The following is a 22,164-nucleotide window of genomic DNA, read 5'->3' on the forward strand; positions in this document are numbered from 1 at the left end:
CGACACTGCTACCAAATAGCCGGTCGCAACAGCCCAACCCCAACGTGGATCGTAGCGGTATACGCGAAGCTATAGATAGTGTCGGGCGACCGATCGGCCAAGCGAATCTCGGCACGATCATCGTTGGATTCATCCTCATCTCCATGGGTGTCATGGCAATGTTTTTCACTATCACCCATGCAGTATTGCTCTTTGTCCTCTTCCCAGGCGCAGAGGGAACCGTCGGCGGGATACCGATAGCCAGCATTGTCATCGGGCTTGCCGCGCTGGTCTTTATCTTTATCGTGGTGATGCTTGTGCGGGGCCGCTGGGGCGCATCGACGAGGCTGCGCACCGCGTGGACGAATGGATGGATTGAGTACCGCCCCGCGTTGATCGGCGAGCTGACCTATAGGCGCCGCGTTGATTACGACGACAGTACCGACTTTTACTACACCGCCCCGGTTCTCATCCTGCAGCCAGACGGATCATTGACGAAAAGCATGACCGAGGAATTCATTGCTCCAAACCCGAACTGGCTGAAGTTGCGTGGCCGGCTGCTTGCCGACGGGCCCCTCGTCGCCACCGTGGACTTCAACCACAATAACGGATGGGGCGTGGTGGGATATCGGGCAGATGCAGACAACCCGCAGCCAGAACTGCACAATGGTCTGCGCCAAAAGAACATTGAAGCAGCACTGTCTTTTGCAGAGCGGAACTGGGTAAGAAGTTAGTGATAAGAATGTCTGACCACGCTTTAGCACCATTCGACTTCCCGGAACACCACTACTCCGAGAGGCTCATTCCCCGCACTCGGCGTTCTGTGTCCGCCCCGAACTTGAGATCAAGCACATCTAGTATTGTTCGCGCGATCGCCGCGACTGGGCCACTCCCAGGCGGCGCCACACCTGAATGGCGAAGCCTACGGAACAACCTCATCACGGCGGTAGTGGGCCTAGCTATCGCACTATCAGCCTTTATCGGCGAAGATATGTCTATTAGCTCCGGATGGCAGGGATTGGCCGTTTCAGTCTTCGTCCTTGTCCTCATCGTGGCGGCCGGTCGGAACATTCGAGCAATTCGGAGCTCTACGTGGGGTGCTCGCCGCCTACGGACGGCGTCGGAGAATGGGTGGATCGAGTATTATCCCGCGCTGCTCAGTGAGATCTGGCAAACAGGTCGACACGTGCCACACGCTGATCCCACCGAGTACTACTACAAGGCGAAGGTGCGCCTGTTCCTTCCAGATGGCACAGTTCAAGAAATCATCAGCGATGAGTTTGAGTCCCACACTTCTCCCCGCTCCTTCCGGGAGCAGGGTGTGGCCGTGGTACGGTTCCAAAGCCAAGCGACGTTCAAGCACCCCACAGGGTGGTATATCGCGGCCCACCTGTCCACAAAGCCACTTCGTTATGCGAGCCTCCACCACCAACTGAGCAGAGAGCAAGTCATCGCCGCGCTTGACGCGGCGGCGTCCGCTCGATTTTAGATATCCTTCACGCTGCTATCGCCATCGATGAACTCCAGTGGCGAGGCCGGGAAGCTATCGCGGCCAGCGACCTCGGTGACAACCTCAGCGACAAGCTCCCGGGAGGTCGTCAGCTTACCGGTGCGCTCTGCGTCCTTATCTAGCACGGTGATGCCACGCGAAGGCTCTTCCGTCAGGGCCGCCGGGCCAAGGATGAGGTAAGTGAGGTCGGTTGAGTTGAGCTTATTGTCTACGGCCTTCTTGGACTCCACGTAGGCGTACCACTTCTCATCCGCAGGATCAGTCGTGTTCTCCGTAGCGCCCATGTAGGAAATCATGATGTAGGCGGGAGTGTTCTTGCCCTCGGCAGAAAGCTTTTCCAGACCCGCAATAGATGCCAGCGCCGCATCACGGTCGACCGCCCACGTCACCTCCGCACCAGCACGGCCACCATTTCCGGCGCCCCACACGACGACGTCATAGTCAGCCAAAAGCTCTGCCCAGTCCTCAACAGAAAGCTCGGTGAGATCGCGAACCACTTCGGCGGCACCGAGGGCCTTAATATCAGAGACCTGGTCCGGGTTGCGGATGAGGGAATGGACGGTGAGGTTGGCGTCGACAAGCTTGGGCGCCACCAAGAGCCCAACCTTGCCGTGGCCGCCGATGTACAGAACCTTCTTGCGCGTAGTTGTTGTCGTATCAGTCATGTGCGCCACCGTACGCGCCGGCTCGCTATCCTGCATGACCCCAGGGCAGCGTGAAAAACCGACGGGCTACAATCAAATTATGATCGCCATCATGACTGTTACCGGTGTTGATAACACCGGAATTATCTCTGCCGTTTCCACCGCCCTCGCTGAGCTCAAGATCAACATCGTTGACGTCTCTCAGACCCTCATGTCTGGGTACTTCACGATGATCCTGCGCGTCGAATTCGATGAGAATGAGGTCAGCATCCAGCAGATTCAGGAGCGGATGAATACCGTCGGTGAGTCCATCAAACAATCCATTCGCGTGCAGTCGGAAGCACTGTTCACCGCCATGAATGAAATTTAGGAGCGAGAATCAGTCATGCTTAATCGCTTCAACACCGTCAGTATTCTCGACACCATCGAGATGATCGAGAAATACCGCCTCGATATCCGCACCGTTACCATGGGGATCTCGCTGCTCGGCTGCACGCGCTCCACCATGGAAGCTACCGCAGAGGCCGTTTATGATCGCGTGACCACCCGCGCGGCTCAGCTCGTGGAAGTCTGCGAAGGGATCGAGGCCGAGCTCGGCATCCCGATCGTCAACAAACGTATTTCCGTCACTCCGATCTCACTTATCGTGGCTGGCGTAGAAGGACACCCCGTCGACGTCGCCCGTGCACTGGATCGCGCCGCTGAGACGACAGGTGTTAACTTCGTCGGCGGCTACTCCGCATTGGTTGAAAAGGGTGCCACCACTGCGGAAAAGACACTCATCCGCTCTATCCCGGAAGCGCTGGCTGAGACCAACCTGGTGTGTTCCTCGGTGAATATCGCATCCTCGCGCGCCGGCATCAACATGAACGCCGCAGCGCAGATGGGACGCATCATCAAGGAAGCTGCCGAACTCACCAAGGACCGCAGCGCCATCGGCTGTGCGAAGCTCGTGATCTTCTCCAACTCCGTGGGCGATAACCCCTTCATGGCCGGTGCCTTCCACGGTATCGAGGAACCGGACTGCGTTGTCTCCGTCGGTGTGTCTGGGCCGGGTGTTGTCGACCGTGCTCTCGGATCCCTGGAGGGCGCCACCCTTAATGAAGTCGCCGAGGAGGTCAAGAAGGCCGCCTTCAAGGTCACGCGTGCCGGACAGCTCGTTGGTTCGATGGCCTCGGAGCGCCTCGGGGTACCCTTTGGCATCATTGACCTCTCCCTAGCTCCCACTGCCGAGCTGGGAGATTCCGTCGCGCACATCCTGGAGCACATGGGTCTGGATCAGGTGGGCACGCACGGAACGACGGCAGCCCTCGCACTGCTTAACGACGCCGTCAAGAAGGGCGGCATGATGGCCTGCTCCCGCGTGGGCGGTCTGTCTGGTTCCTTCATCCCGGTTTCGGAAGACAAGGGCATGATCGATGCGGTGCGCACCGGCGCTATTTCCATCGACAAGCTGGAGGCCATGACCTCCATCTGCTCGGTGGGCTTGGACATGATCGCCATTCCGGGCGATACTTCTGCGGAAACTATTGCCGGCATGATTGCTGATGAAGCCGCCATCGGCGTGATGAATCATAAGACGACCGCCGTGCGCGTTATCCCCGCCCCGGGAACCAAAGCTGGCGATGAGGTCAATTTCGGCGGCTTGCTCGGCTATGCTCCGGTCATTCCGGTCAATGAGGTGGGCAACTCCACCTTCATCAACCGCGGTGGCTTCATCCCGGCGCCGGTGCACGGCTTCCGAAACTAAGACCTCAGCAACTCGGATTAGTTTTCACCAAGCACTTGACCCTCACACCATGTGAGGGTTTAGCTTTGTCCTATGAAGATATCGGACGTCGCCGCGGTCGCTGGATGCTCAGTTCGTTCTGTACGACATTTACACGAGACGGGCGCGGTTCCTGAACCCGCCCGCACCAGCGGGAACTACCGCGACTATTCTGTTTCTGACTTGGCTTCGGTGCTGCGCGCGCGGGCGCTGATCGACGCCGGTGTCCCCGTCGCCGACGTAAATCTGCCGGATGCTATCGATCGTTCATTTGGCGTGCTCGACGAGCGCATCGCTCGGCTCAAGAACCAACGTGAACGCTTACGCGCCCTTGCCCAAGCACCCAACGGGACTCCACGAGACATCCGCGAATCACTCAAAGAGGCGATCCATGATCCCGCGATGCTGCAGCTTGAGCGTGATTCCTGGGATCTGATGGCGCTGTGTGGTGTCGCGACGGAAGGAACCTGGCAACAATTGCGCGAGAACCTTGAAGATGCCGAATGTTTGAGAGTTCTCCGCGAGGTTGAATCGCTATGGCGAAAACTGGGTGCATTGTCCCCGAATGATCGCGAGGTCACGGTAATCGTCGCCAAGCTGCAGCATTTAGGCGAACGTGGCCTCATGCGGGGAATCTATCCTACGTTGCGCCCAGGTAAGGTCCCGCTGAGTGCCACCGATGCACCGACTACCGGTGCACAGGGCAGAGCGCTCGCGGTACTGGCGGGAGCGCCACATGGATAGGATAAGGAGATTCCTCGGAAAACATCCTGGATTCCGATTGGCAAGGTATGAACTTAGCCTCTACCGCGATTTGTGGCTTTGGATACGCGGCGAGACTTTGCTCCCCGCTGGTGCTCAGGCACTTCCCCACCCTCCGGGCAGGCTGCAAATGCTTGGGTTTGTCACCGCGGTGTTGGTGGTTGAAATGGTAGTCGTCCACCTGATTCTCCCCGCAGGTGCGGTTCGGGTTGTGGCGCTACTACTGTCGCTGTGGGCCATCATTTTCGTGTGGGGGTTGATTGCCGCTGAGCGCATTCGCCCCAGTTATATCTCCGACGATGCTACCGTTCTGCGGCGCGGAAGAACTGTCTTCGCTGAGATACCAACTGCCATTGTGCAGCACAAGAGCGTTGACCGCAGTTTTGCCTCAGCGGTTGAAATACGCGATGGCGAGCTGACAGTAGGCGGCCCCGCAGGCACGGACGCCCTCCTGCAGCTGAGCTCGCCTGTTATGGCCACCCCGGATCGCTATCCTTGGCAGCGGCCCCAGCCGATGGAGGTTGATAGGGTGCGCTTCTTCAGTGCTGCGCGCGAACATTAAATGGCGCTTTCACTGGTGGAAAGAGACTACCTATGCGCCGGCGTTGCGGAGTTTGTCTTCGAGTTCCGCTATTAACGGTAGTGCTAGTTGCGCGCGGTCAACGTCGATTCCCCATTTCTCGGGTTCACTACGCACCATGTGCGCTGTGGCAGTGAGAAAGCGGGCGAAGTTTTCCACTACCGCGCGGTTACCATTGCGTACTCCCTCGTTGAGGACTGTATTGCTCAGGCGCTCAGTCCATATTTCTAGAATGTGCGGCGAGGTGCTCTTAGCAATCGTCGTGCACGCAGCACGCGCCAAGCGTTCTGCCTCATCGTCGTGCCACACTCCCCCTGGGACGCGCAGGCGGCAAGAAATAATTGCCGCGCCTTCCACGGCAGGAATCATCCCCATGCGCACGCAGGTTTCCACGTAGTCCGCGCCGTAGCCGACCGCCATGACGTGTCCGACGTCCTTGACTATGCCACGCGTGTCTTCTTCAGTGACGTACCATGCGCGGAAGGTGAGATAGTCCTCGTAATGAAAGTGGCCAGACTCAGCGAGGACAGTGAGTAAACGCGCGGCCATGACCTTGGTCCACACCTTGTCCGTGCGCAGGTAACCGGTGAGGCGATCCCGAACCTGGTCGATGTGGCCATCCCACTGACCTGACTCAATACCTTCCTTAAGCTCGGCAAAGGCCCAGTCCACACGGACTTCAGGCCGCTTGCTCACTAAACCGGTAAGCAGTGGTTCAATGACAGAATCGAGGGTATCGGTGTGGCTCATGGCTTCAGTCCTCTCCTGCTGCAGCATGGCTGGGGTCGTAGCGCTACTAGACCCTGTGCGTGGGAAGCCGGAAGGACCCAAGAAAAGAGCCTTGAGCGGTGCGTGAGTGTGCCCCCGATTCTAGCGCACTATAGGTTTTATGGAAGGCCACGAAGTATCACGGTGACCAGAAGAACAAAGAGCGCTGCCGTTGCTGCAACCGGAGTAAGGAACTAGCCCCTAGGCCAATTCAACGATCTCCATGTATTCGTCGTTCCACAGATCCTCGTCGCCGTCAGGCATGATGATGACACGCTCTGGGTTGAGGGCCTTTACCGCGCCTGGGTCGTGGGTTACCAGAACTACGGCACCGGTATAAGTACCGAGCGCATCGAGAACCTGCTCGCGGGACTGGGGGTCGAGGTTGTTCGTGGGCTCGTCGAGAAGCAGCACATTTGCGCGCGAGGACACGAGCGTGGCCAAGGAAAGACGCGTCTTTTCACCGCCGGAGAGCGTGCCGGCGGGCTGCTCCAGCTTATCCCCGGAGAACATAAAGGCACCGAGCAGACCGCGCAAATCCTGCTGGCCTGCATCGGGGCAAGCCTCGATGGTGTTTTCCCACACGGTCTTGTCTGGGTCGATGTTGTCGTGTTCCTGGGCAAAGTAGCCGATGCGCAAACCATGGCCGGAGACAATACCGCCCTCACCGTCGGTGCGCTCCACGCCCGCTAGAAGCTTGAGCAGGGTCGTCTTTCCGGCACCGTTATAGCCCAGCACGACGACGCGCGAGCCCTTATCAATGGCCAAGTCCACGCCCGCGAAGACTTCAAGCGAGCCATACATCTTGGTCAGGCCCTTCGCGTTCATCGGGGTCTTACCGCAGGGAGCCGGCTCCGGGAACTTGATGTGGGCAACCTTGTCGGCCACACGCACGTCATCGAGCTCGTTCATCATGCGCTCAGCGCGGTGCAGCATCTGCTTAGCTGCTGCGGCCTTCGTCGCCTTAGCGCCGAGCTTTGCGGCCTGCTTGTGCAGGGCGGCCGCCTTCTTCTCCGCGTTGGCGCGCTCACGGCGGCGGCGGGCCTCATCGGTCGCACGGGCATCGAGATACTTTTTAAAGCCCATGTTGTAGACATCCGCCTCGGCGCGCACGGCGTCGAGGAACCAGACCTTGTTGCAGACGGCCTCGAGCAGGTCCACGTCGTGCGAGATCATGATGAGCCCGCCCTCATGCTTCGACAGGAAGCCGCGCAACCAGGTGATGGAATCTGCGTCGAGGTGGTTCGTGGGCTCGTCGAGAAGCAGCGTGGTCTGGGACTTGCCGGAGCCTGCCGACGCCGCGAAAAGAATCTGCGCCAGCTCCACGCGGCGGCGCTGGCCACCGGAGAGCGTCTTGAGCTGCTGATCCAAGACGCGCTGCGGGAGGCCAAGGTTGTCACAGATCTGTGCGCACTCGGAATCCGCCTCGTAGCCGCCGAGGGAATGGTACTCCTCTTCCAAGCGCGAGAACTTGCGGATGGCCTTATCGCGGAACTTGTCGTCCGTTGCCGTCTCCATGAGTTCCTGCTGCTTGGCCATGCGCCGCTTGATCTCATCGAGACCACGGGCCGAGAGCACGCGTTCGCGCGCGGTCTGTTCGATGTTGCCCTCGCGGGAATCCTGCGGCAGGTAACCAATGGGGCCAGAGCGCGTTACCGAACCGCCATAAGGCTCGGTCTCCCCCGCCAAAATGCGCATCGTCGTGGTCTTTCCTGCGCCGTTGCGGCCGACCAGCCCGATGCGGTCACCCGGCTGTACGCGGAGGTGCTGGCCGGGGGCGTCGAGAAGCGTGCGTGCGCCCACGCGCACCTCGAAATCATTGGTCACAATCACGTCGAAACAGTCTAGCAACCAGGGCAGTTAAACCCGAACCAGCGGCAGGGCGCTGATCGACGTAAAGCTAACGGTACGGAGGATAAGTCATCTGGAAATTCGTGGCCCGGATTCGGCGCGCTTGACCTATACAAGATGAAAGATGTGCCTACATTGACATCATGAGTACATCAGCCACATCGAAACCGCCATTAATCCTCGCGATTACCGCCTGCCCAACTGGTATTGCGCATACCTACATGGCGGCTGAAAACCTCGAGGCCGCTGCCGCGGAACTTGGATACCGGATCAAAGTTGAGACCCACGGCTCAATCGGTGTCGAAGGCACCTTTAGCGCTAAGGACATCGAAGAAGCCGATGCCATCGTAATTGGCGCCGACACTGTGATTGCCAAGGATCGTTTCCGCGGCAAGCGCTTGGCAGCAACGGGCGTCGATGAAGCTATTAAGCACCCAAAGGAGCTCCTCCGCCGTTCGCTGTCCGCGTCGAAATGGGAAGAAAAGTTTTCTGCCGAAGAGCCGAAGGGATCTCAGCGCGAGGACAGCTCCGGCAGTGCCCATGGCGCGCGCGCCGTGGGACAGACCCTCTATAAAGCGCTGATGAACGGTGTATCCCACATGATCCCGTTCGTGGTGACCGGCGGTCTCCTCATCGCAGTAGCACTGTCAATTGGAGGAACCCCGACGCCCGAAGGCTTGGCAATTCCCGAGGATTCCTTCTGGAATACGCTGAACGAGCTGGGTGGTTTGGCCTTTTCGCTCATGGTGCCGATTCTTTCCGGCTATATCGCAGTGGGCATTGCGGACCGTCCTGGGTTGGCGCCTGGTCTGATTACTGGCCTCATCGCTACGACTGGATCACTCTACGGATCTGAAGCAGGTGCCGGGTTCTTGGGAGGTATCGTCACCGGCATCCTGTCCGGCTATGTGGCGCTCGGGATCAAGAAGATTCCGGTGAACAAATACATCGCCCCGATTTGGCCGATCATCGTTATCCCGATTTTCACCACCCTCATTGTGGGTCTTATCTTCATTTACCTGGTCGGCTCACCGATAGCTGGCGCATTTGAAGCCATGACCGAGTACCTCGCAGGAATGCAAGGCTCCTCTGTCGTTGTGCTTGGCCTCGTTATCGGCGCGATGATCGCGTTTGACATGGGCGGCCCCTTCAACAAGACAGCGTTCCTCTTTGGTGGAGGCATGATTGCCGCTGGTAATGCAGCCCCTATGGGAATGGCCGCTACCGCTATCGCTGTACCGCCATTGGCGGTAGGCGCTGCCACCCTTGCCCGCCGTGCCTGGTTTAATAAGGCCGAAAAAGACGCCGGTATCGCCGCGCTTTTCATGGGGCTATTCGGCATTACGGAAGGCGCAATTCCCCTTGCCGCTGCACGCCCTCTGCAGGTCATTCCGGCGAACGTCATCGGCGGTGCGGTTGCCGGTGGCCTAGCAGGCGCATTCGGAGTTAAAGACCATGTCATGCACGGCGGCCCCATCGTCGCAGTGCTCGGTGCTGTCGACAACGTCGTGGGCTTCTTCGTGGCATTGCTTATTGGCGTTGTCGTCTGTGCATCAGTCATGCTCCTCTTAATCGCACTTACTCAGCATAAGAAAACGACAGAGAAGAATGAGAGCAAGAGCGACCAGGGCGCTGCGGACAAAGCTTCAGCAAACGCGGCGGAAAGCTCGCATCTGGGACAACCACTGCTGTCTATCGAAACGGTGAGCCTCGACCACAGTCTGGGCAGTACTCGCGACGAAACCATCGAAGCACTAGTGCGGCTAGTTTCTCCTCGCTTTGCTGATCCTTCTGCGGTGCTCACAGCGGCTCTTGAGCGCGAGACGAAGCACTCTACCGGCGTGGGCCATGGCGTGGCGATCCCGCATGCCCGTTCAGCTGGCGTGAAGGTTCCTACCTTGGCTTTTGCACGTCTTCCCGAAGCAATCACGTGGGCACAGGGTGAGGAGCCCACAACGATGGTGTTCCTCATTGCCGTGCCAGACGACGCCGGCAAGCAACACCTCAAGCTGCTTTCCAAGCTGGCACGGGCAATCATGAAGGAGGACTTCCGCGTTCGCCTTCAGTCCGCGGCAACCCAAGAAGAAGCCGTCGATATCATCTCCTCGGCGCTGGATCCGGCGTCCTTGCCCACTGTGGGGCAGCGAAACGATTAGACCGCGAAGCCGAGGGCCTGGAGCATCTCGCGGCCCTCTTCGGTGATCATGTTCGGGCCCCACGGCGGCATCCACACCCAGTTGAGCTGGACGGCGTCGGCAAGCTTGTTGCCCACGACGACGTCGTCGATCTGCTCACCGATGACGTCAGTCAGCGGGCACGCAGGGGACGTCAGCGTCATGTTGATGACGCAGGTGTTCTTACCGTCAATGTCCTCGAGCCAGAGGTCGTAGACCAGGCCCAAGTCAACAACGTTGATGCCCAGCTCCGGATCGATGACGTCCCGGAGGTATTCGGTGATGTCGAATGCCTTGGCAATCTGCTCTTCGGTCTGTTCAGGCTTTACTCCGCCGCCGGCGAAGGAGGCGTTCTCGTCCTGATACGGGTCGGTCGGCTGGCTATCGTTAGTGGTATCCGCCATCTACTTCTCCAATTCAGTCAGCGCCTGCGCGGTGGCAGCCTGGAAGGCCTTCCACCCCAGCAGCGCGCACTTAACACGGGCAGGGAACTTGGCCACGCCGGCAAAAGCGACGCCATCCCCAATGATCTCGTCGTCTCCCTCAATTTCGCCGCGGGAAGTCACCATGCGGTCAAACTCCTCGAGCTTGGCGTTGGCCTCCTCCAACGGGATGCCTACGATTTCTTCCGCCATGACGGAGGTCGAAGCCTGCGAGATGGAGCAGCCTTCAGCGTCGTAGGACACGTCCTCCACAGTTTTGCCGTCGGCCGACAGCTTCACGCGCAGCGTGATCTCATCGCCGCACGAGGGGTTAACGTGGTGAACCTCAGCCTGGCCATCGCGCAGGCCGGAGAATTTCGGGTTCTTATAGTGGTCCAGGATCACATCCTGGTACATGGAATCTAGGTTCATTCGCTCACTCCAAAGAAAGCACGGGCAGCCCGCACCGCCTCTACGAGGGCGTCGACCTCGTCCTCAGTGTTGTACAGGTAAAAGCTAGCGCGTGCGGTCGAATTAGCCTTGCACGCGCGGTGCAGTGGCCACGCGCAGTGGTGACCAGTTCGGATGGACACTCCATGAGCATCAAGCACCTGGCCCAAATCATGCGGGTGGATGCCCTCCACGATGAAGGAGACCGCTCCCCCGCGATCCTCGGTGTTTTTGGGGCCGATGATGCGTAGACCAGGAATCTCGGAAAGCTTGTCCAAAGCCAATGCGGTGAGCTTCTGCTCGTGGGCGTGGATGGCCTCCATGCCCACTTCGCTCAAAAACTTCACCGCGGCCCCCAGACCAACGACCTGGCTGGTCATCTGAGTTCCGGCCTCGAAGCGAGTCGGCGGCTCGGCAAAGGTCGAGCCCTCCATCTTGACCACCTCGATCATGGAACCGCCAGTAAGGAAGGGCGGCAGCTGTGCCAGCAGCTCCGCCTTGCCGTAGAGCACACCGACGCCGGTCGGGCCGCACATCTTGTGCCCAGAGAACGCGGCGAAGTCCACGTCGAGAGCGTGGAAGTCCACCGGCATGTGCGGAACGGACTGGCACGCGTCCAGAACCACCATGGCGCCTACAGCGCGGGCACGGCGCACCAGTTCCTCAACGGGGGCCACGGCTCCCGTCACGTTGGACTGGTGGGTAAAAGCCACGACCTTGACGGAGTCATCGAGCTCGAGCGAATCGAGATCAATGCGGCCGTCCTCAGTCATGGAGTACCACTTCAGCGTCGCACCAGTGCGCTGGCACAGCTCCTGCCACGGAACCAAGTTCGCATGGTGCTCCAATTCGGTGACGACGACGGTATCGCCCTCGCCGACATAAAGCTGCCCCGCGCGCTCATCGCTAAGCACGTAGGCAACTTCATTCAACGCCTCAGTGGCGTTCTTGGTGAAGGAAATCTCATCGCGGTCCGCGCCAACGAAAGCGGCAATGGCCTGGCGGGCGGACTCATACGCGTCATCGGCTTCCTCCGCCAACTGGTAGGAGCCGCGGTGCACCGGCGCATTGGTGCCGAGTACGAACTCCTCCTCGGCCTTCCACACTGGGAGGGGACGTTGCGAGGTCGCACCCGAATCCAGGTACACCAGTGGCTTACCGTCGCGCACGGTGCGCGAGAGGATGGGGAACTGCTCCCTGATCGCATTAACGTCTAGTTCAGACATAGGTCCTTGTGCTCGGTTCTTTATCGATTGCGTACGTGGTGTGTGCAGCCTGATGAGTTCTACTTGAGGAACTGCTCGTAGCCGTCCGCCTCAAGCTGATCAGCCAGCTCGGCGCCACCGGTCTTGATGACGTGTCCGTCTGCGAAGACGTGGACAAAGTCCGGGACGACGTAGTTAAGGATGCGCTTGTAGTGCGTGATGAGGAGGATGCCACCCTTGGTTTCTTCCTGGTAGCGGTTAATACCCTCGGAAACCACGCGCAGGGCGTCGACGTCCAGGCCGGAGTCGGTCTCATCCATGACTGCGAACTTCGGCTTCAGGATGTCCAGCTGCATGACCTCGTGGCGCTTCTTCTCACCGCCGGAAAAACCTTCGTTCACGGAACGGTGGGCGAAGGACTTGTCGATGGAGAGCTTCTCACGAGCTTCTGTGAGCTCCTTGTTCCACTCGCGCAGCTTCGGGGCCTCGCCACGAATAGCAGTCACGGCAGAGCGCATGAACTGCGACATCTTCACGCCCGGCACCTCGGTCGGGTACTGCATGGCGAGGAAGAGGCCAGCGCGGGCGCGCTCATCAACTTCCATCTCGAGGATGTTTTCGCCGTCGAGGAGCACCTCGCCCTCAGTAACCTCGTACTTGGGGTGGCCGGCAATGACGTAGGACAGGGTGGACTTGCCGGAGCCATTGGGCCCCATGACGGCATGGGTCTCACCGGAGTTGATGGTCAGGTTGACGCCCTTGAGGATCTCCTTCGGCTCGCCGTCCTCCTCGTTGGGGAGCACCTGCGCGTGGAGATTCTTAATTTCCAGAGTAGACATTGAGTTGGTACCTGCTTTCGGGGAGTTTTAAGCGTTGATCTTGGCGAGCTCGTCGACGACGCGGGATTCCAGTTCCTCGCGCAGGGACTCGACCGGGATGCGTGAGATGACTTCGGAGAAGAAGCCGCGGATGATGAGGCGGCGTGCCTCGGCGGCCGGAATGCCGCGGGACATGAGGTAGAACAGCTCGAGGTCATCGAAGCGGCCCACAGTTGCGGCATGGCCGGCGCCGACGATCTCACCGGTCTGGATCTCCAGGTTCGGGATGGCGTCTGCACGTGCGCCCTCGGTGAGAATCAGGTTGTTGTTCGTCTCATAGGTGTCCGTGTTGTTCGCGTTCTTGCGGATGAGCACGTCACCGACCCAGCAGGTGCGGGCCTCCGGGGTGCGGGAAGCGGAGCCAGCCTCGGCCTTCTGCGCGGCCGTAGCGCCCTGCAGCGCGCCCTTGTAGAAAACGCGGGAGCGGCAGTTCGGCACATCGTGGTCCACCAGCAGACGGTTCTCGAAGTATTGGCCGGCGTCGGCGAAGTAGACGCCCAGCAGCTCGGCATCGCCGCCCGGGGCGTCGAAAACCACGCGTGGAACGAGGCGCACAATCTCGCCGCCGAAGATGGCGGTGTTGTGGCGCAGGACGGCGTCGCGGCCCACCTTCGCAATCTGATGGGAAAGGTGGACGGCGTCATCTTCCCAATCGGCGTCAACGACGACGGTGACGTGGGCGCCGTCGCCCAACACGAACTCAACATTGTCCGCGTGGGTGCCGGAGCCGACGTACTTCAGCACGATGGTGGCTTCGGCGTGGTGTCCCACGTGGATGGAGGTCGCACCAAAGGAGGTCACGCCCTCACCAGCACCGGTAATGGTGATCTCCACCGGCTGGTCCAACTGTGCCTCAGCGTCCACAGTGACAACCTGTGCTTCCGGCATGGAAGTCCAGGCCTGTGCGGCAACACGGTCAGCAGGGGCGCCAGCGGTGCCAAGGCGGGCGTCGTCAGGCGCGACGGTTTCGGAGGTTACGCCTTCCGGAGCGGTGACGTCGATCTTCTGTGCGGTCGCCGGCGCAAACTCACCGTTGTGCAGGCCCCGCAGGTTACGCAGGGCGATAAAGCGCCACACCTCATCGCGGCCATGCGGGACCGGGAAGTCCTCCACATTGAATGACGTGAACTGGTCACCCTTGGTGACGTCAGCAGGATTAAATTCGTTGGAAGCTACCACTTAGCCCACCGATCCTTCCATCTGCAGCTCGATAAGACGGTTGAGCTCCAATGCGTATTCCATGGGGAGCTCCTTTGCAATCGGCTCAACGAAGCCGCGCACGATCATCGCCATGGCCTCTTCCTCGGCGATACCGCGGGACATGAGGTAGAACAACTGCTCCTCAGAAACCTGCGAGACGGTTGCTTCGTGGCCCAAGGTGACGTGGTCGTTGCGGATATCGTTGTACGGATACGTATCCGAACGCGAGTTGTTGTCCACCAGCAGCGCGTCACACTCGACGTTGGCCGTGGAGTTGGCAGCGTTGGCGTTGACCTGCACCAAACCACGGTAAGCGGCGCGGCCACCATTGCGGGCCACCGATTTGGACACAATGTTGGAGGAGGTGTTCGGCGCCATGTGGACCATCTTGGAGCCGGTGTCCTGCACCTGGTTGTCCGCAGCGAAAGCCAGGGACAGAACCTCGCCCTTAGCGTGCTCGCCGGTCAGCCAGCAGGAGGGGTACTTCATGGTGACCTTGGAACCGATGTTGCCATCGACCCATTCCATGGTGCCGCCCTCTTCCACCTTGGCGCGCTGGGTCACCAAGTTATAGACGTTGGTGGACCAGTTCTGAATGGTGGTATAACGGCAGCGGCCGCCCTTCTTCACGACGATCTCGATGACACCGGTGTGCAGTGAGTCCGAGTTGTAGATCGGAGCGGTGCAGCCCTCGATGTAGTGGACGTAGGCGTCCTCTTCCACGATGATGAGGGTGCGCTCGAACTGGCCCATGTTCTCCGTGTTGATGCGGAAGTAAGCCTGCAACGGGATGTCCACGTGGACGCCCTTCGGCACATAGACGAAGGAGCCACCAGACCAGCAGGCATTGTTCAGTGCGGAGAACTTATTGTCACCGGCCGGGATGACCGTGCCGAAGTACTCCTGGAGGATCTCCGGGTACTCGCGCACAGCAGTATCGGTATCGACGAAGATAACGCCCTGGGCTTCGAGGTCCTCACGAATCTTGTGGTAGACCACCTCGGACTCGTACTGGGCGGCAACACCGGAGACTAGACGCTTCTTCTCGGCATCCGGGATACCCAGCTTGTCGTAGGTCTCCTTAATATCTGACGGCAGGTCATCCCAGGTTTGGGCCTGCTTCTCAGTGGAGCGGACAAAGTACTTAATGTTGTCAAAGTCGATGTCGGAGAGATCCGGGCCCCACGTAGGCACCGGCTTCTTGTTGAAAACGCGCAGTGCCTTGAGTCGGGACTCAAGCATCCATTCCGGCTCGTTCTTCTTCTCCGAGATATCGCGGACGACGTCTTCGCTCAAACCTCGGTGTGCTGCCTGGCCGGCCGCGTCCGAATCGTGCCAGCCGTAGTCATATCCACCGATGGAGGAGATGATCTCATCATCGCTCATCTTGGTCTCAAGCCCTGGTGCTGGTTGTGCCTGTGTCAAAGCCCGCTCCTTTCTATGTTGATTAGTCTTTTTCCCGTTCCACCGCAGACGGCGGGACAGGTTTTAAGGGGATATTCGTGGTGCAGATTCCGTGGCCATCCGCGATGGAGGCCAAGGGCTGCACATGTTTGCCTAATAGCGCGGAGAAAACTTCTTGTTCAGCTTCACACAACTCCGGATGCTCAGCAGCCACATGGGCCACCGGGCAATGGTGCTGGCAAATCTGCACTCCATTTCCCACCGATGTCACCGTGGCCGCGTAGCCGTGTGCATCAAGCACAGCGGCCAGCTGGCGTGCCACCTCAGGTACGGATTCTTCCTCCTCTACCAAAGGAGTCACGTCTTCCACGAGCCGCTCGAAGCGGGCCTTGGCAAAGCGCCGGACCGCCTCGGGCCCACCCGCTTCCCGCAACGCGGTGAGTGCTTCCGCCGCCAGTTGGTCATAGGCGTGCCCGAATTGGGCACGGCCTTGATCCGTGAGGCGGAAGTGCTTGGCGGGGCGACCACGGCCTGCCGACTGCCCGGGACGGGCTGCTGGGCGGCGGTGTACAACCTCGGTGAGTCCTTCCTCCACCAAAATGTCTAAGTGCCGGCGTATGCCGGCTGCAGAGAGACCTAGGCGTTCACCTAAGTACGACGCCGTCACCGGGCCGTCCTTGAGAAGCAACAACATGACGTGGCGGCGAGTATCGCCCTCGGTCGAGCGAGTCTCCCTGGGTAACTCCTTCGTCACGGTGCACACCTCCTTGAGTGAATCATTCCCTGTTTAGACAACACTAGTGTTCCTTAATTCATTCCCAATTTCCACTCTTTCATTCGTGTCGCGGGCAGCTAGTTCCCGCTCACCACTGAGCCGCTAAGGTAGACAGTCATGAATATGGAACGCGACTACACCCGATCGGGGCGACTGCCCCGCGTCATCTGGGGCGTGCGCGATGAGCTTCCCCGCATGGGTGTTCCTGGTTCCCGTTCCGCGCTCCTTCACCAAGACTTCCCCGACTCCGCCGAGGGCGCAGATCACGCCGCGCTTGGCGACGCCCACCGCCGCACCATCTCCCAGCTGCGTACACTGTTCACGCTTCGCTGGCTCGGCACGATCGGCGCATTGCTCATTGCACTCGGCGGCCTGGGCGCCGGCGCGCTCCCAGTGGTGGGAAACCCGTATGAGTCCTTACCTTTCGGTTCACTCATGTCACGAATGCTGCAGTCCTCCTCCGCCATCGTGTTTATCGGTGTCGGTTTCATGGTGACCGCGTGGATTTGTATGGCCCCACTCGTGGGAGCACCACTGCGCCTGCGCAAGGCCGAACATAATCCAAAGCTAACGGGCGACGGGGAAGATACGAGGTTTAGCCACTCCCCCCGAGTGCTGACGCAAAGCCAGATGTGGCGAACCTGGCTGGGATGGGTACTTCCACTACTGGTCACCGCTCCCCTTTTCACCCAAGACATCTACTCCTACCTGGCCAACGGATCCATCGTGCTGCAAGGCCTCGATCCCTATTCCGCAGGCCCCGTGGAACTTTTGGGCGCAGATAATGACCTTGCCCGTTCGGTCCCTTTCATCTGGGCAAACTCCCCCTCCCCGTATGGCCCTGTGGCGTTAGGACTGGCCGCATTGGTCAGCTGGCTCACCCACGACTCCATCATCTGGGGCGTAGTCCTTCACCGAGTGTTTTCCCTCGTCGGCATCATCGCTGCTGGCTGGGCCATTTCACGTCTCGCCGCCCGCTGCCGCGTGGCCCCAGAGGCAGCACTCTGGCTCGGCATCCTCAACCCCTTGACCATCCTTCACCTGGTAGGAGGCATTCACAATGAATCCTTCATGCTGGGGCTGGCTCTCGTCGGGGTGGAATTGGGCCTTCGGGCTGTCAACGATTCCCACGCCGCCCGTTGGCGGGTATGGGCACTGTTCATCGCGTCTGGCGTCCTCATTTCGTGCGCCGGCATGGTGAAGGTTACCGGCTTCATTGGACTTGGGTTTGTCGGGATGGCGGCTGCTCGCAGGCTCGTCGACAAGCACGGTGTGCCCGCCGTCCGGGCGGTCCTTGGCGCCGGTCTTGCCCAGCTGCTTCTGCTCGCCGTCTCTATTGCGGCAGTCACGATAATCACGGGTATCGATATTGGATGGATTTTTGGTCAAGGCGGCGCGGCTACGATCCGTTCCTGGCTCTCTGCGACAACCTCCGTGGGCGTCGGCGCCGGCTTCCTCGGGATGCTGTTGGGTTTGGGCGATCACACCGAGGCCATTCTCAGCGTCACCCGCACTGTCGGCGTCATCATTGCCGCCGGTTTTATGCTCCGCATGCTGTATGCGACCTTCCGCGGAGCCATCCACCCGGTGGGCGGACTCGGTGTGTCCACCTTCGCGCTCGTGGTTTTCTTCCCCGTCGTCCAGCCTTGGTACATCCTGTGGGCCGTGCTGCCGCTCGCGGCATGGGCAAACCGGCGTTTCTTCCGTATGGCGGTAATGATTTACTCCGGGTTGATGAGCTTCATCGTCCTACCGCGCGGGCTAGGCCTGCCCCCAGGCACGGTCTTCGTTATCTACCTAGCCGCTGTGGTGACGTTCGTAGCACTGATCGCTGCGGGGTGGGTTGCGTTGCGCCGAGCGGGCGTGCGTGTCTTAAACTAACTGCCCGTGACTAGATCGGCTCTCATCCTAGAAAACGTCAAAAAGACCTATGGCGACGTCAACGCGGTTAATGGGCTGAGTTTCCGCGCTAATTACGGCGAGATTCTATGTCTGCTTGGCCCCAATGGTGCGGGCAAGACAACCACCATCGAGATGTGTGAAGGATTTAAGAAACCCACCTCCGGTCACATTGAGGTTCTGGGGCTTGACCCTGCACGCAACCCTGACGCGGTGCGCGCCCGCATTGGCATCATGCTGCAGGGCGGAGGTTCTTATTCCGGAATCAAGGTTAAGGAGATGCTGCAACTTAGCGCCTCCTATAACGACAATCCCTTAGACCCGGAATGGCTACTGGATACCCTAGGGCTGCGCGCGGTGGAAAAGAATAGTTACCGCCGTTTGTCGGGCGGGCAGCAACAGCGACTATCTCTCGCCTTGGCCATCATTGGACGTCCAGAATTGGTCTTCCTCGATGAACCCACGGCAGGTATGGACGCACAATCGCGCCTTGCCGTGTGGGATCTCATCCGTGCGTTGCGTGCAGATGGCGTGACAGTCATCCTCACCACGCACCTCATGGATGAAGCAGAAGCACTCAGCGACCGCGTGGTCATTATTGATCACGGCCAGCTCGTCGCCAGCGGCACCGCAGCGTCGCTGACGAGTTCCGCTGATATCCCACAGGTGAGTTTTGAGACCGCGACTCCAGTGGACCTTGATGCGCTGCGTAAGGCAGGCATCTCCGCCGACGCTACCCGCCCCCTCCACTACCGCCTTACCTCTTCGGTCAGCCCAGAGGTCATCGCAGAGCTCGCCACGTTCTTAGCCGCGCACAACGTTGTCCTCCGCAACCTGCAAACCTCGCACCGAAACCTCGAAGAGGTCTTCCTAGATCTCACCGGCCGCGAGATGCGCAGTTAGCCCGCATCTGACACCTACCACTTTGTTTGATCAAGGAGAAGCTCCATGAGCACCTTCGCACCCGGCACATTCAGCCCGAATCCGCAGCGCGTTGGCGTTGCCGCCATGGCCCGTGCCCAAGGGGCAATCGAGTCAAAGCTGATGCTGCGGCACGGCGAGCAACAGCTACTGAGCATCATCATTCCGCTCGCTATCCTGATCGGCGCCGCCAAGATGCAGGACAGTACGGGCCACGGCGTAGAGGAGATCTTCCCCATGGTCCTGGCCGTCGGCGCTACATCCTCTGGGTTTACCGGCCAAGCTATTTCTCTGGCTTTCGACCGTCGCTATGGCGCGCTCAAACGAACGGGCGCATCAGGAGTTCCGGCCTGGGCCATCGTGGTGGGAAAAATCCTTGGCGTTCTTTCAATGGTGGTACTTCAGGTCCTTGTACTGGGCACAGCAGCTGCCATCCTCGGGCTGCGTATTACTGCCGGCGGTGCCGCCATCGGCGTGGTGGTGTTGGCGTTTGGTGTCGCCACATTTACAGCGCTCGGCTTGCTGCTCGGCGGGACCCTCAGTTCAGAAGCTGTCCTGGCGGTGTCCAACCTCATTTGGTTCATTCTGCTCGGTACCGTCGGCTGGGTGATGTATTCCCAGGGTCTGGGCGATAATGGGGTGCTCACGCTCGTGCCCACTGTGGCGATGGCCGGTGGGCTCGACATCGCTCTTAAAGGAGCATTCCCTGTCTTTGAGATCCTCGTCCTCATCGGTTGGTCAGCGGTAGCGTCGTTTGCAGCGGTGCGTTGGTTCCGCTTCGAGGGCTAAAAGTGATTCTTCTCCCTTGCACGGCGTGACGCACATACTGATTTTGGTTCCGGAGCGGTGCCGAACGGTAGGCTGAGTACCCGTGAGTACTGCCAACATTTCTTCTCAACGCACCCCTGCGCCTGCTACAAATCCTGCAGGCCCCTCGCTGAAGACACAGCGCATTATCGCACTCGTCCTCTTAATCTGTCAGGCTGGCATTACAGTATCGGGTTCCATCGTCCGCGTGACCGGTTCCGGCCTTGGTTGCGTGACGTGGCCCAACTGCCACCCCGGTTCCCTCGTCCCCATTCAAGGCGCGGCCCCCATGCTGCACCAAGCCATTGAATTCGGTAACCGGCTTTTGACCTTTGTTGTTGCGGCGGCGGCCATCGCCAGCATCGTGGCCGTTCACAAGGCGCAGCGCCGCAAGGAGCTCAAGGTCTATGCTTGGGCGGGGCTCGCAGGTATCTTCGTGCAGGCACTCATTGGCGCCCTGTCGGTCGTGCTGAAGCTTTCTTGGTGGAGCGTGGCAATTCACTTCCTCCCCTCTATGGCCCTGGTGTGGATTGCGGCCATGCTGTTCTCCCGCATCAACGAACCCGATGACGGAACCCCTACTCGCCTCTTCCCTGCCGCCGTGCGCACCCTCGCGGTCGTTGCTGCGGTAGCGCTCTCCATCGTGCTGCTGACCGGTACCTTTGTCACCGGCTCCGGAACACACTCCGGCGACGCTGGCGTGGGCATGGAGGGACGCCTCGGAGTCGATACCTATGGCATGGCCGTCATCCACGCTATCTGCATGTACGTCTACTTGGCGCTGACCCTCATCGTGGTCTTCCTCCTTCACCGCACTGGTGCGCCCAAGGCGGCCAGGAAGGCCGGCTGGGTGCTCATTGCCTGCATCGTCATCCAATGGGCTCTTGGCGTAACGCAGTTCTACCTGCACATTCCACGCTGGACAGTCCCCTTCCACGTTGGCATGTCCTCGGTGGTTACGGCCTTCACCGCCCTACTGTGGGCGCATGGGCTGCGCCGAGTCCGCACCACTGAAATTGCTTCCTCCAGCGCTACTCAAACTGGTGTCGAAAGCAGCTCCGCAACCCAACGCTAGGACAACCCGCTAGGTGCTCACAGCGCCGTCTTCCCCACCACACTAGGAGGAAGGCGGCGCTTTTGCTGCGCGGGGGCCGGGGTGTCGTTTAGCCTAGACACCATGCATGCTATTCAGGTGACCACGACCGGAGGGCCTGAGGTCCTCACCTACGCCGAGGTAGATTCCCCCACGCCATCGCAGGAGCAGTTGCTTGTCGACGTCTCCGTGGCCGGCGTCAACTACATCGACACCTACTACCGCGAAGGCATCTACAACGCCTCTGTGCCTTTCATCCTCGGCCTCGAAGGCACCGGCCGGGTTGTGCACGATCCCCAGGGGGAGATCGCCCCGGGCACGATGGTTGCCTGGGATCACGCATTCGGTTCCTATGCCGAGCAGGTCTGTGTGCCGCGCGACCGCGTGGTGGCCGTCCCGGATGAAATCCCGTCCGCCGTCGCTGGGTCCATGCTCCTCCAAGGCATGACGGCCCACTATCTCACCCACGGTGTATATCAGCTTGGGGAAGGCGCATCGTGCCTCATTACCGCCGGTGCGGGCGGCGTCGGCCTAGTCCTTACGCAGATGGCCAAGTCCCTTGGCGCCACCGTTTACTCAGTGGTTTCCACCGATGAGAAAGAAGAGCTGGCCTACGGTGCAGGTGCTGACTGTGTCTTCCGCTACAGCAGTGGCCTGGCCGAACAGGTACGCCGCCACAACGGTGGGCGTGGGGTTGACGTGGTTTACGACGGCGTCGGCAAGGCGACCTTCGGCGAGTCCCTCGAAGTCGTGCGCCCGCGCGGTACTGTGGCGCTCTTCGGCGCCGCATCGGGACCAGTCCCGCCCATGGATCCGCAGCTGCTGAATAAGCACGGCTCCATCTTCCTCACCCGCCCCTCACTCGGCGCCTGGACCTCCCAAGAAGGCGAGTTCCAGATGCGTGCTCAAGCCGTGGTGCAGGCTGTTATCGACGGCGAGCTTGACTTCCGCGTATCTGCAGAATATCCGCTTGCAGAAGCCGCTCAGGCCCACCGCGACCTCCAAGAGCGCAAGACCACCGGCTCAATTGTTTTGCGCGTGCGGGAGGAAGAATAGCTAGATAAACACTAGCTA

Annotated in this window: 22 protein-coding genes; 12 read left to right on the plus strand and 10 right to left on the minus strand. The window is 60.0% G+C overall.

Features of this window, described 5'->3' with window-relative positions:
• On the plus strand, window positions 1-713 hold a 713-nt coding region (locus HMPREF2822_RS09975), incomplete at its 5' end, for a hypothetical protein (RefSeq protein WP_070524242.1).
• 257 nt (window positions 714-970) lie between these two features.
• A complete protein-coding gene (locus HMPREF2822_RS09980; RefSeq protein ID WP_232755673.1) occupies window positions 971-1,468 on the plus strand; it encodes a hypothetical protein in 498 nt (165 codons plus the stop codon).
• On the opposite strand, the gene HMPREF2822_RS09985 is transcribed toward HMPREF2822_RS09980, so the two are convergent.
• Window positions 1,465-2,154 carry an SDR family oxidoreductase gene (locus HMPREF2822_RS09985; RefSeq protein WP_070524519.1) on the minus strand — a complete coding sequence of 230 codons (690 nt, stop codon included), beginning with the start codon at window positions 2,152-2,154 and terminating at the stop codon, window positions 1,465-1,467. The genes HMPREF2822_RS09980 and HMPREF2822_RS09985 overlap by 4 nt on opposite strands.
• A gap of 79 nt (window positions 2,155-2,233) precedes the next feature.
• Between HMPREF2822_RS09985 and HMPREF2822_RS09990 the strand changes: the two genes are divergently transcribed.
• The 4 genes from HMPREF2822_RS09990 to HMPREF2822_RS10005 all read left to right on the plus strand — a co-directional run bounded on the left by HMPREF2822_RS09990 (window position 2,234) and on the right by HMPREF2822_RS10005 (window position 5,225).
• On the plus strand, window positions 2,234-2,503 hold the full coding sequence (locus HMPREF2822_RS09990) for an ACT domain-containing protein (protein ID WP_070524521.1): 270 nt from the start codon (window positions 2,234-2,236) through the stop codon (window positions 2,501-2,503).
• Between the two features lie 15 nt (window positions 2,504-2,518).
• Entirely contained in the window at window positions 2,519-3,883 is a 1,365-nt protein-coding gene (locus HMPREF2822_RS09995) for a PFL family protein (protein ID WP_070524243.1), read from the plus strand.
• Window positions 3,884-3,955: 72 nt separating this feature from the next.
• Entirely contained in the window at window positions 3,956-4,645 is a 690-nt protein-coding gene (locus tag HMPREF2822_RS10000; protein WP_070524244.1) for a MerR family transcriptional regulator, read from the plus strand.
• 184 nt (window positions 4,646-4,829) lie between these two features.
• A complete protein-coding gene (locus tag HMPREF2822_RS10005; RefSeq protein ID WP_232755675.1) occupies window positions 4,830-5,225 on the plus strand; it encodes a hypothetical protein in 396 nt (131 codons plus the stop codon).
• 30 nt (window positions 5,226-5,255) lie between these two features.
• Here HMPREF2822_RS10005 and HMPREF2822_RS10010 read toward each other — a convergent pair whose 3' ends face one another.
• Together HMPREF2822_RS10010 and HMPREF2822_RS10015 are read right to left on the minus strand one after the other, a co-directional pair.
• Entirely contained in the window at window positions 5,256-5,993 is a 738-nt protein-coding gene (locus HMPREF2822_RS10010; RefSeq protein ID WP_070524248.1) for a DUF2785 domain-containing protein, read from the minus strand.
• 219 nt (window positions 5,994-6,212) lie between these two features.
• Window positions 6,213-7,844: an ABC-F family ATP-binding cassette domain-containing protein gene (locus HMPREF2822_RS10015; RefSeq protein ID WP_070524251.1), complete on the minus strand. Its 1,632-nt coding sequence runs from the start codon at window positions 7,842-7,844 to the stop codon at window positions 6,213-6,215.
• 161 nt (window positions 7,845-8,005) lie between these two features.
• Here HMPREF2822_RS10015 and HMPREF2822_RS10020 point away from each other — a divergent pair, with 161 nt between their 5' ends.
• Window positions 8,006-10,018: a fructose-specific PTS transporter subunit EIIC gene (locus HMPREF2822_RS10020; protein WP_070524253.1), complete on the plus strand. Its 2,013-nt coding sequence runs from the start codon at window positions 8,006-8,008 to the stop codon at window positions 10,016-10,018.
• On the opposite strand, the gene HMPREF2822_RS10025 is transcribed toward HMPREF2822_RS10020, so the two are convergent.
• From HMPREF2822_RS10025 to HMPREF2822_RS10055, 7 genes are read right to left on the minus strand one after another with little or no spacing between them, the layout of a single operon-like run.
• Entirely contained in the window at window positions 10,015-10,440 is a 426-nt protein-coding gene (locus HMPREF2822_RS10025) for a metal-sulfur cluster assembly factor (RefSeq protein ID WP_070524254.1), read from the minus strand. The two genes, HMPREF2822_RS10020 and HMPREF2822_RS10025, sit on opposite strands and share 4 nt — an antisense overlap.
• On the minus strand, window positions 10,441-10,890 hold the full coding sequence (gene sufU, locus HMPREF2822_RS10030) for a Fe-S cluster assembly sulfur transfer protein SufU (RefSeq protein WP_070524255.1): 450 nt from the start codon (window positions 10,888-10,890) through the stop codon (window positions 10,441-10,443).
• Entirely contained in the window at window positions 10,887-12,134 is a 1,248-nt protein-coding gene (locus tag HMPREF2822_RS10035) for a cysteine desulfurase (protein ID WP_070524256.1), read from the minus strand. Before HMPREF2822_RS10035 ends, sufU begins: the two co-directional genes overlap by 4 nt.
• A gap of 59 nt (window positions 12,135-12,193) precedes the next feature.
• Entirely contained in the window at window positions 12,194-12,952 is a 759-nt protein-coding gene (gene sufC, locus HMPREF2822_RS10040) for a Fe-S cluster assembly ATPase SufC (RefSeq protein WP_070524257.1), read from the minus strand.
• 27 nt (window positions 12,953-12,979) lie between these two features.
• Window positions 12,980-14,170, minus strand: a complete 1,191-nt coding sequence (gene sufD, locus HMPREF2822_RS10045) for a Fe-S cluster assembly protein SufD (RefSeq protein ID WP_070524258.1) — start codon at window positions 14,168-14,170, stop codon at window positions 12,980-12,982.
• The gene (gene sufB / locus HMPREF2822_RS10050; protein WP_070524260.1) at window positions 14,171-15,616 is read right to left on the minus strand and encodes a Fe-S cluster assembly protein SufB; all 1,446 of its coding nucleotides are present in this window, start codon (window positions 15,614-15,616) and stop codon (window positions 14,171-14,173) included.
• A 22-nt stretch (window positions 15,617-15,638) separates the two neighbouring features.
• Complete coding sequence (locus HMPREF2822_RS10055) at window positions 15,639-16,289, minus strand: helix-turn-helix transcriptional regulator (protein WP_154736555.1); 651 nt, start codon at window positions 16,287-16,289, stop codon at window positions 15,639-15,641.
• 198 nt (window positions 16,290-16,487) lie between these two features.
• On the opposite strand from HMPREF2822_RS10055, the gene mptB reads away from it, so the two are divergent.
• The 5 genes from mptB (at window position 16,488) to HMPREF2822_RS10080 (ending at window position 22,146) form a co-directional block, all read left to right on the plus strand.
• Window positions 16,488-18,251: a polyprenol phosphomannose-dependent alpha 1,6 mannosyltransferase MptB gene (gene mptB, locus HMPREF2822_RS10060; protein ID WP_070524265.1), complete on the plus strand. Its 1,764-nt coding sequence runs from the start codon at window positions 16,488-16,490 to the stop codon at window positions 18,249-18,251.
• Entirely contained in the window at window positions 18,252-19,172 is a 921-nt protein-coding gene (locus HMPREF2822_RS10065) for an ABC transporter ATP-binding protein (protein WP_209167819.1), read from the plus strand. It abuts the gene before it with no gap.
• A gap of 45 nt (window positions 19,173-19,217) precedes the next feature.
• The gene (locus HMPREF2822_RS10070) at window positions 19,218-19,979 is read left to right on the plus strand and encodes an ABC transporter permease (protein ID WP_070524271.1); all 762 of its coding nucleotides are present in this window, start codon (window positions 19,218-19,220) and stop codon (window positions 19,977-19,979) included.
• Between the two features lie 82 nt (window positions 19,980-20,061).
• Window positions 20,062-21,072 (plus strand): COX15/CtaA family protein, encoded by a 1,011-nt coding sequence (locus HMPREF2822_RS10075; protein ID WP_070524273.1) that lies wholly within the window; start codon window positions 20,062-20,064, stop codon window positions 21,070-21,072.
• Between the two features lie 102 nt (window positions 21,073-21,174).
• A complete protein-coding gene (locus HMPREF2822_RS10080; RefSeq protein ID WP_070524523.1) occupies window positions 21,175-22,146 on the plus strand; it encodes a quinone oxidoreductase family protein in 972 nt (323 codons plus the stop codon).
• Window positions 22,147-22,164: the final 18 nt, after the last annotated feature.

The sequence above is a fragment of the Corynebacterium sp. HMSC062E11 genome (assembly GCF_001811845.1).
In the GTDB taxonomy this organism is placed as follows: domain Bacteria; phylum Actinomycetota; class Actinomycetes; order Mycobacteriales; family Mycobacteriaceae; genus Corynebacterium; species Corynebacterium hesseae.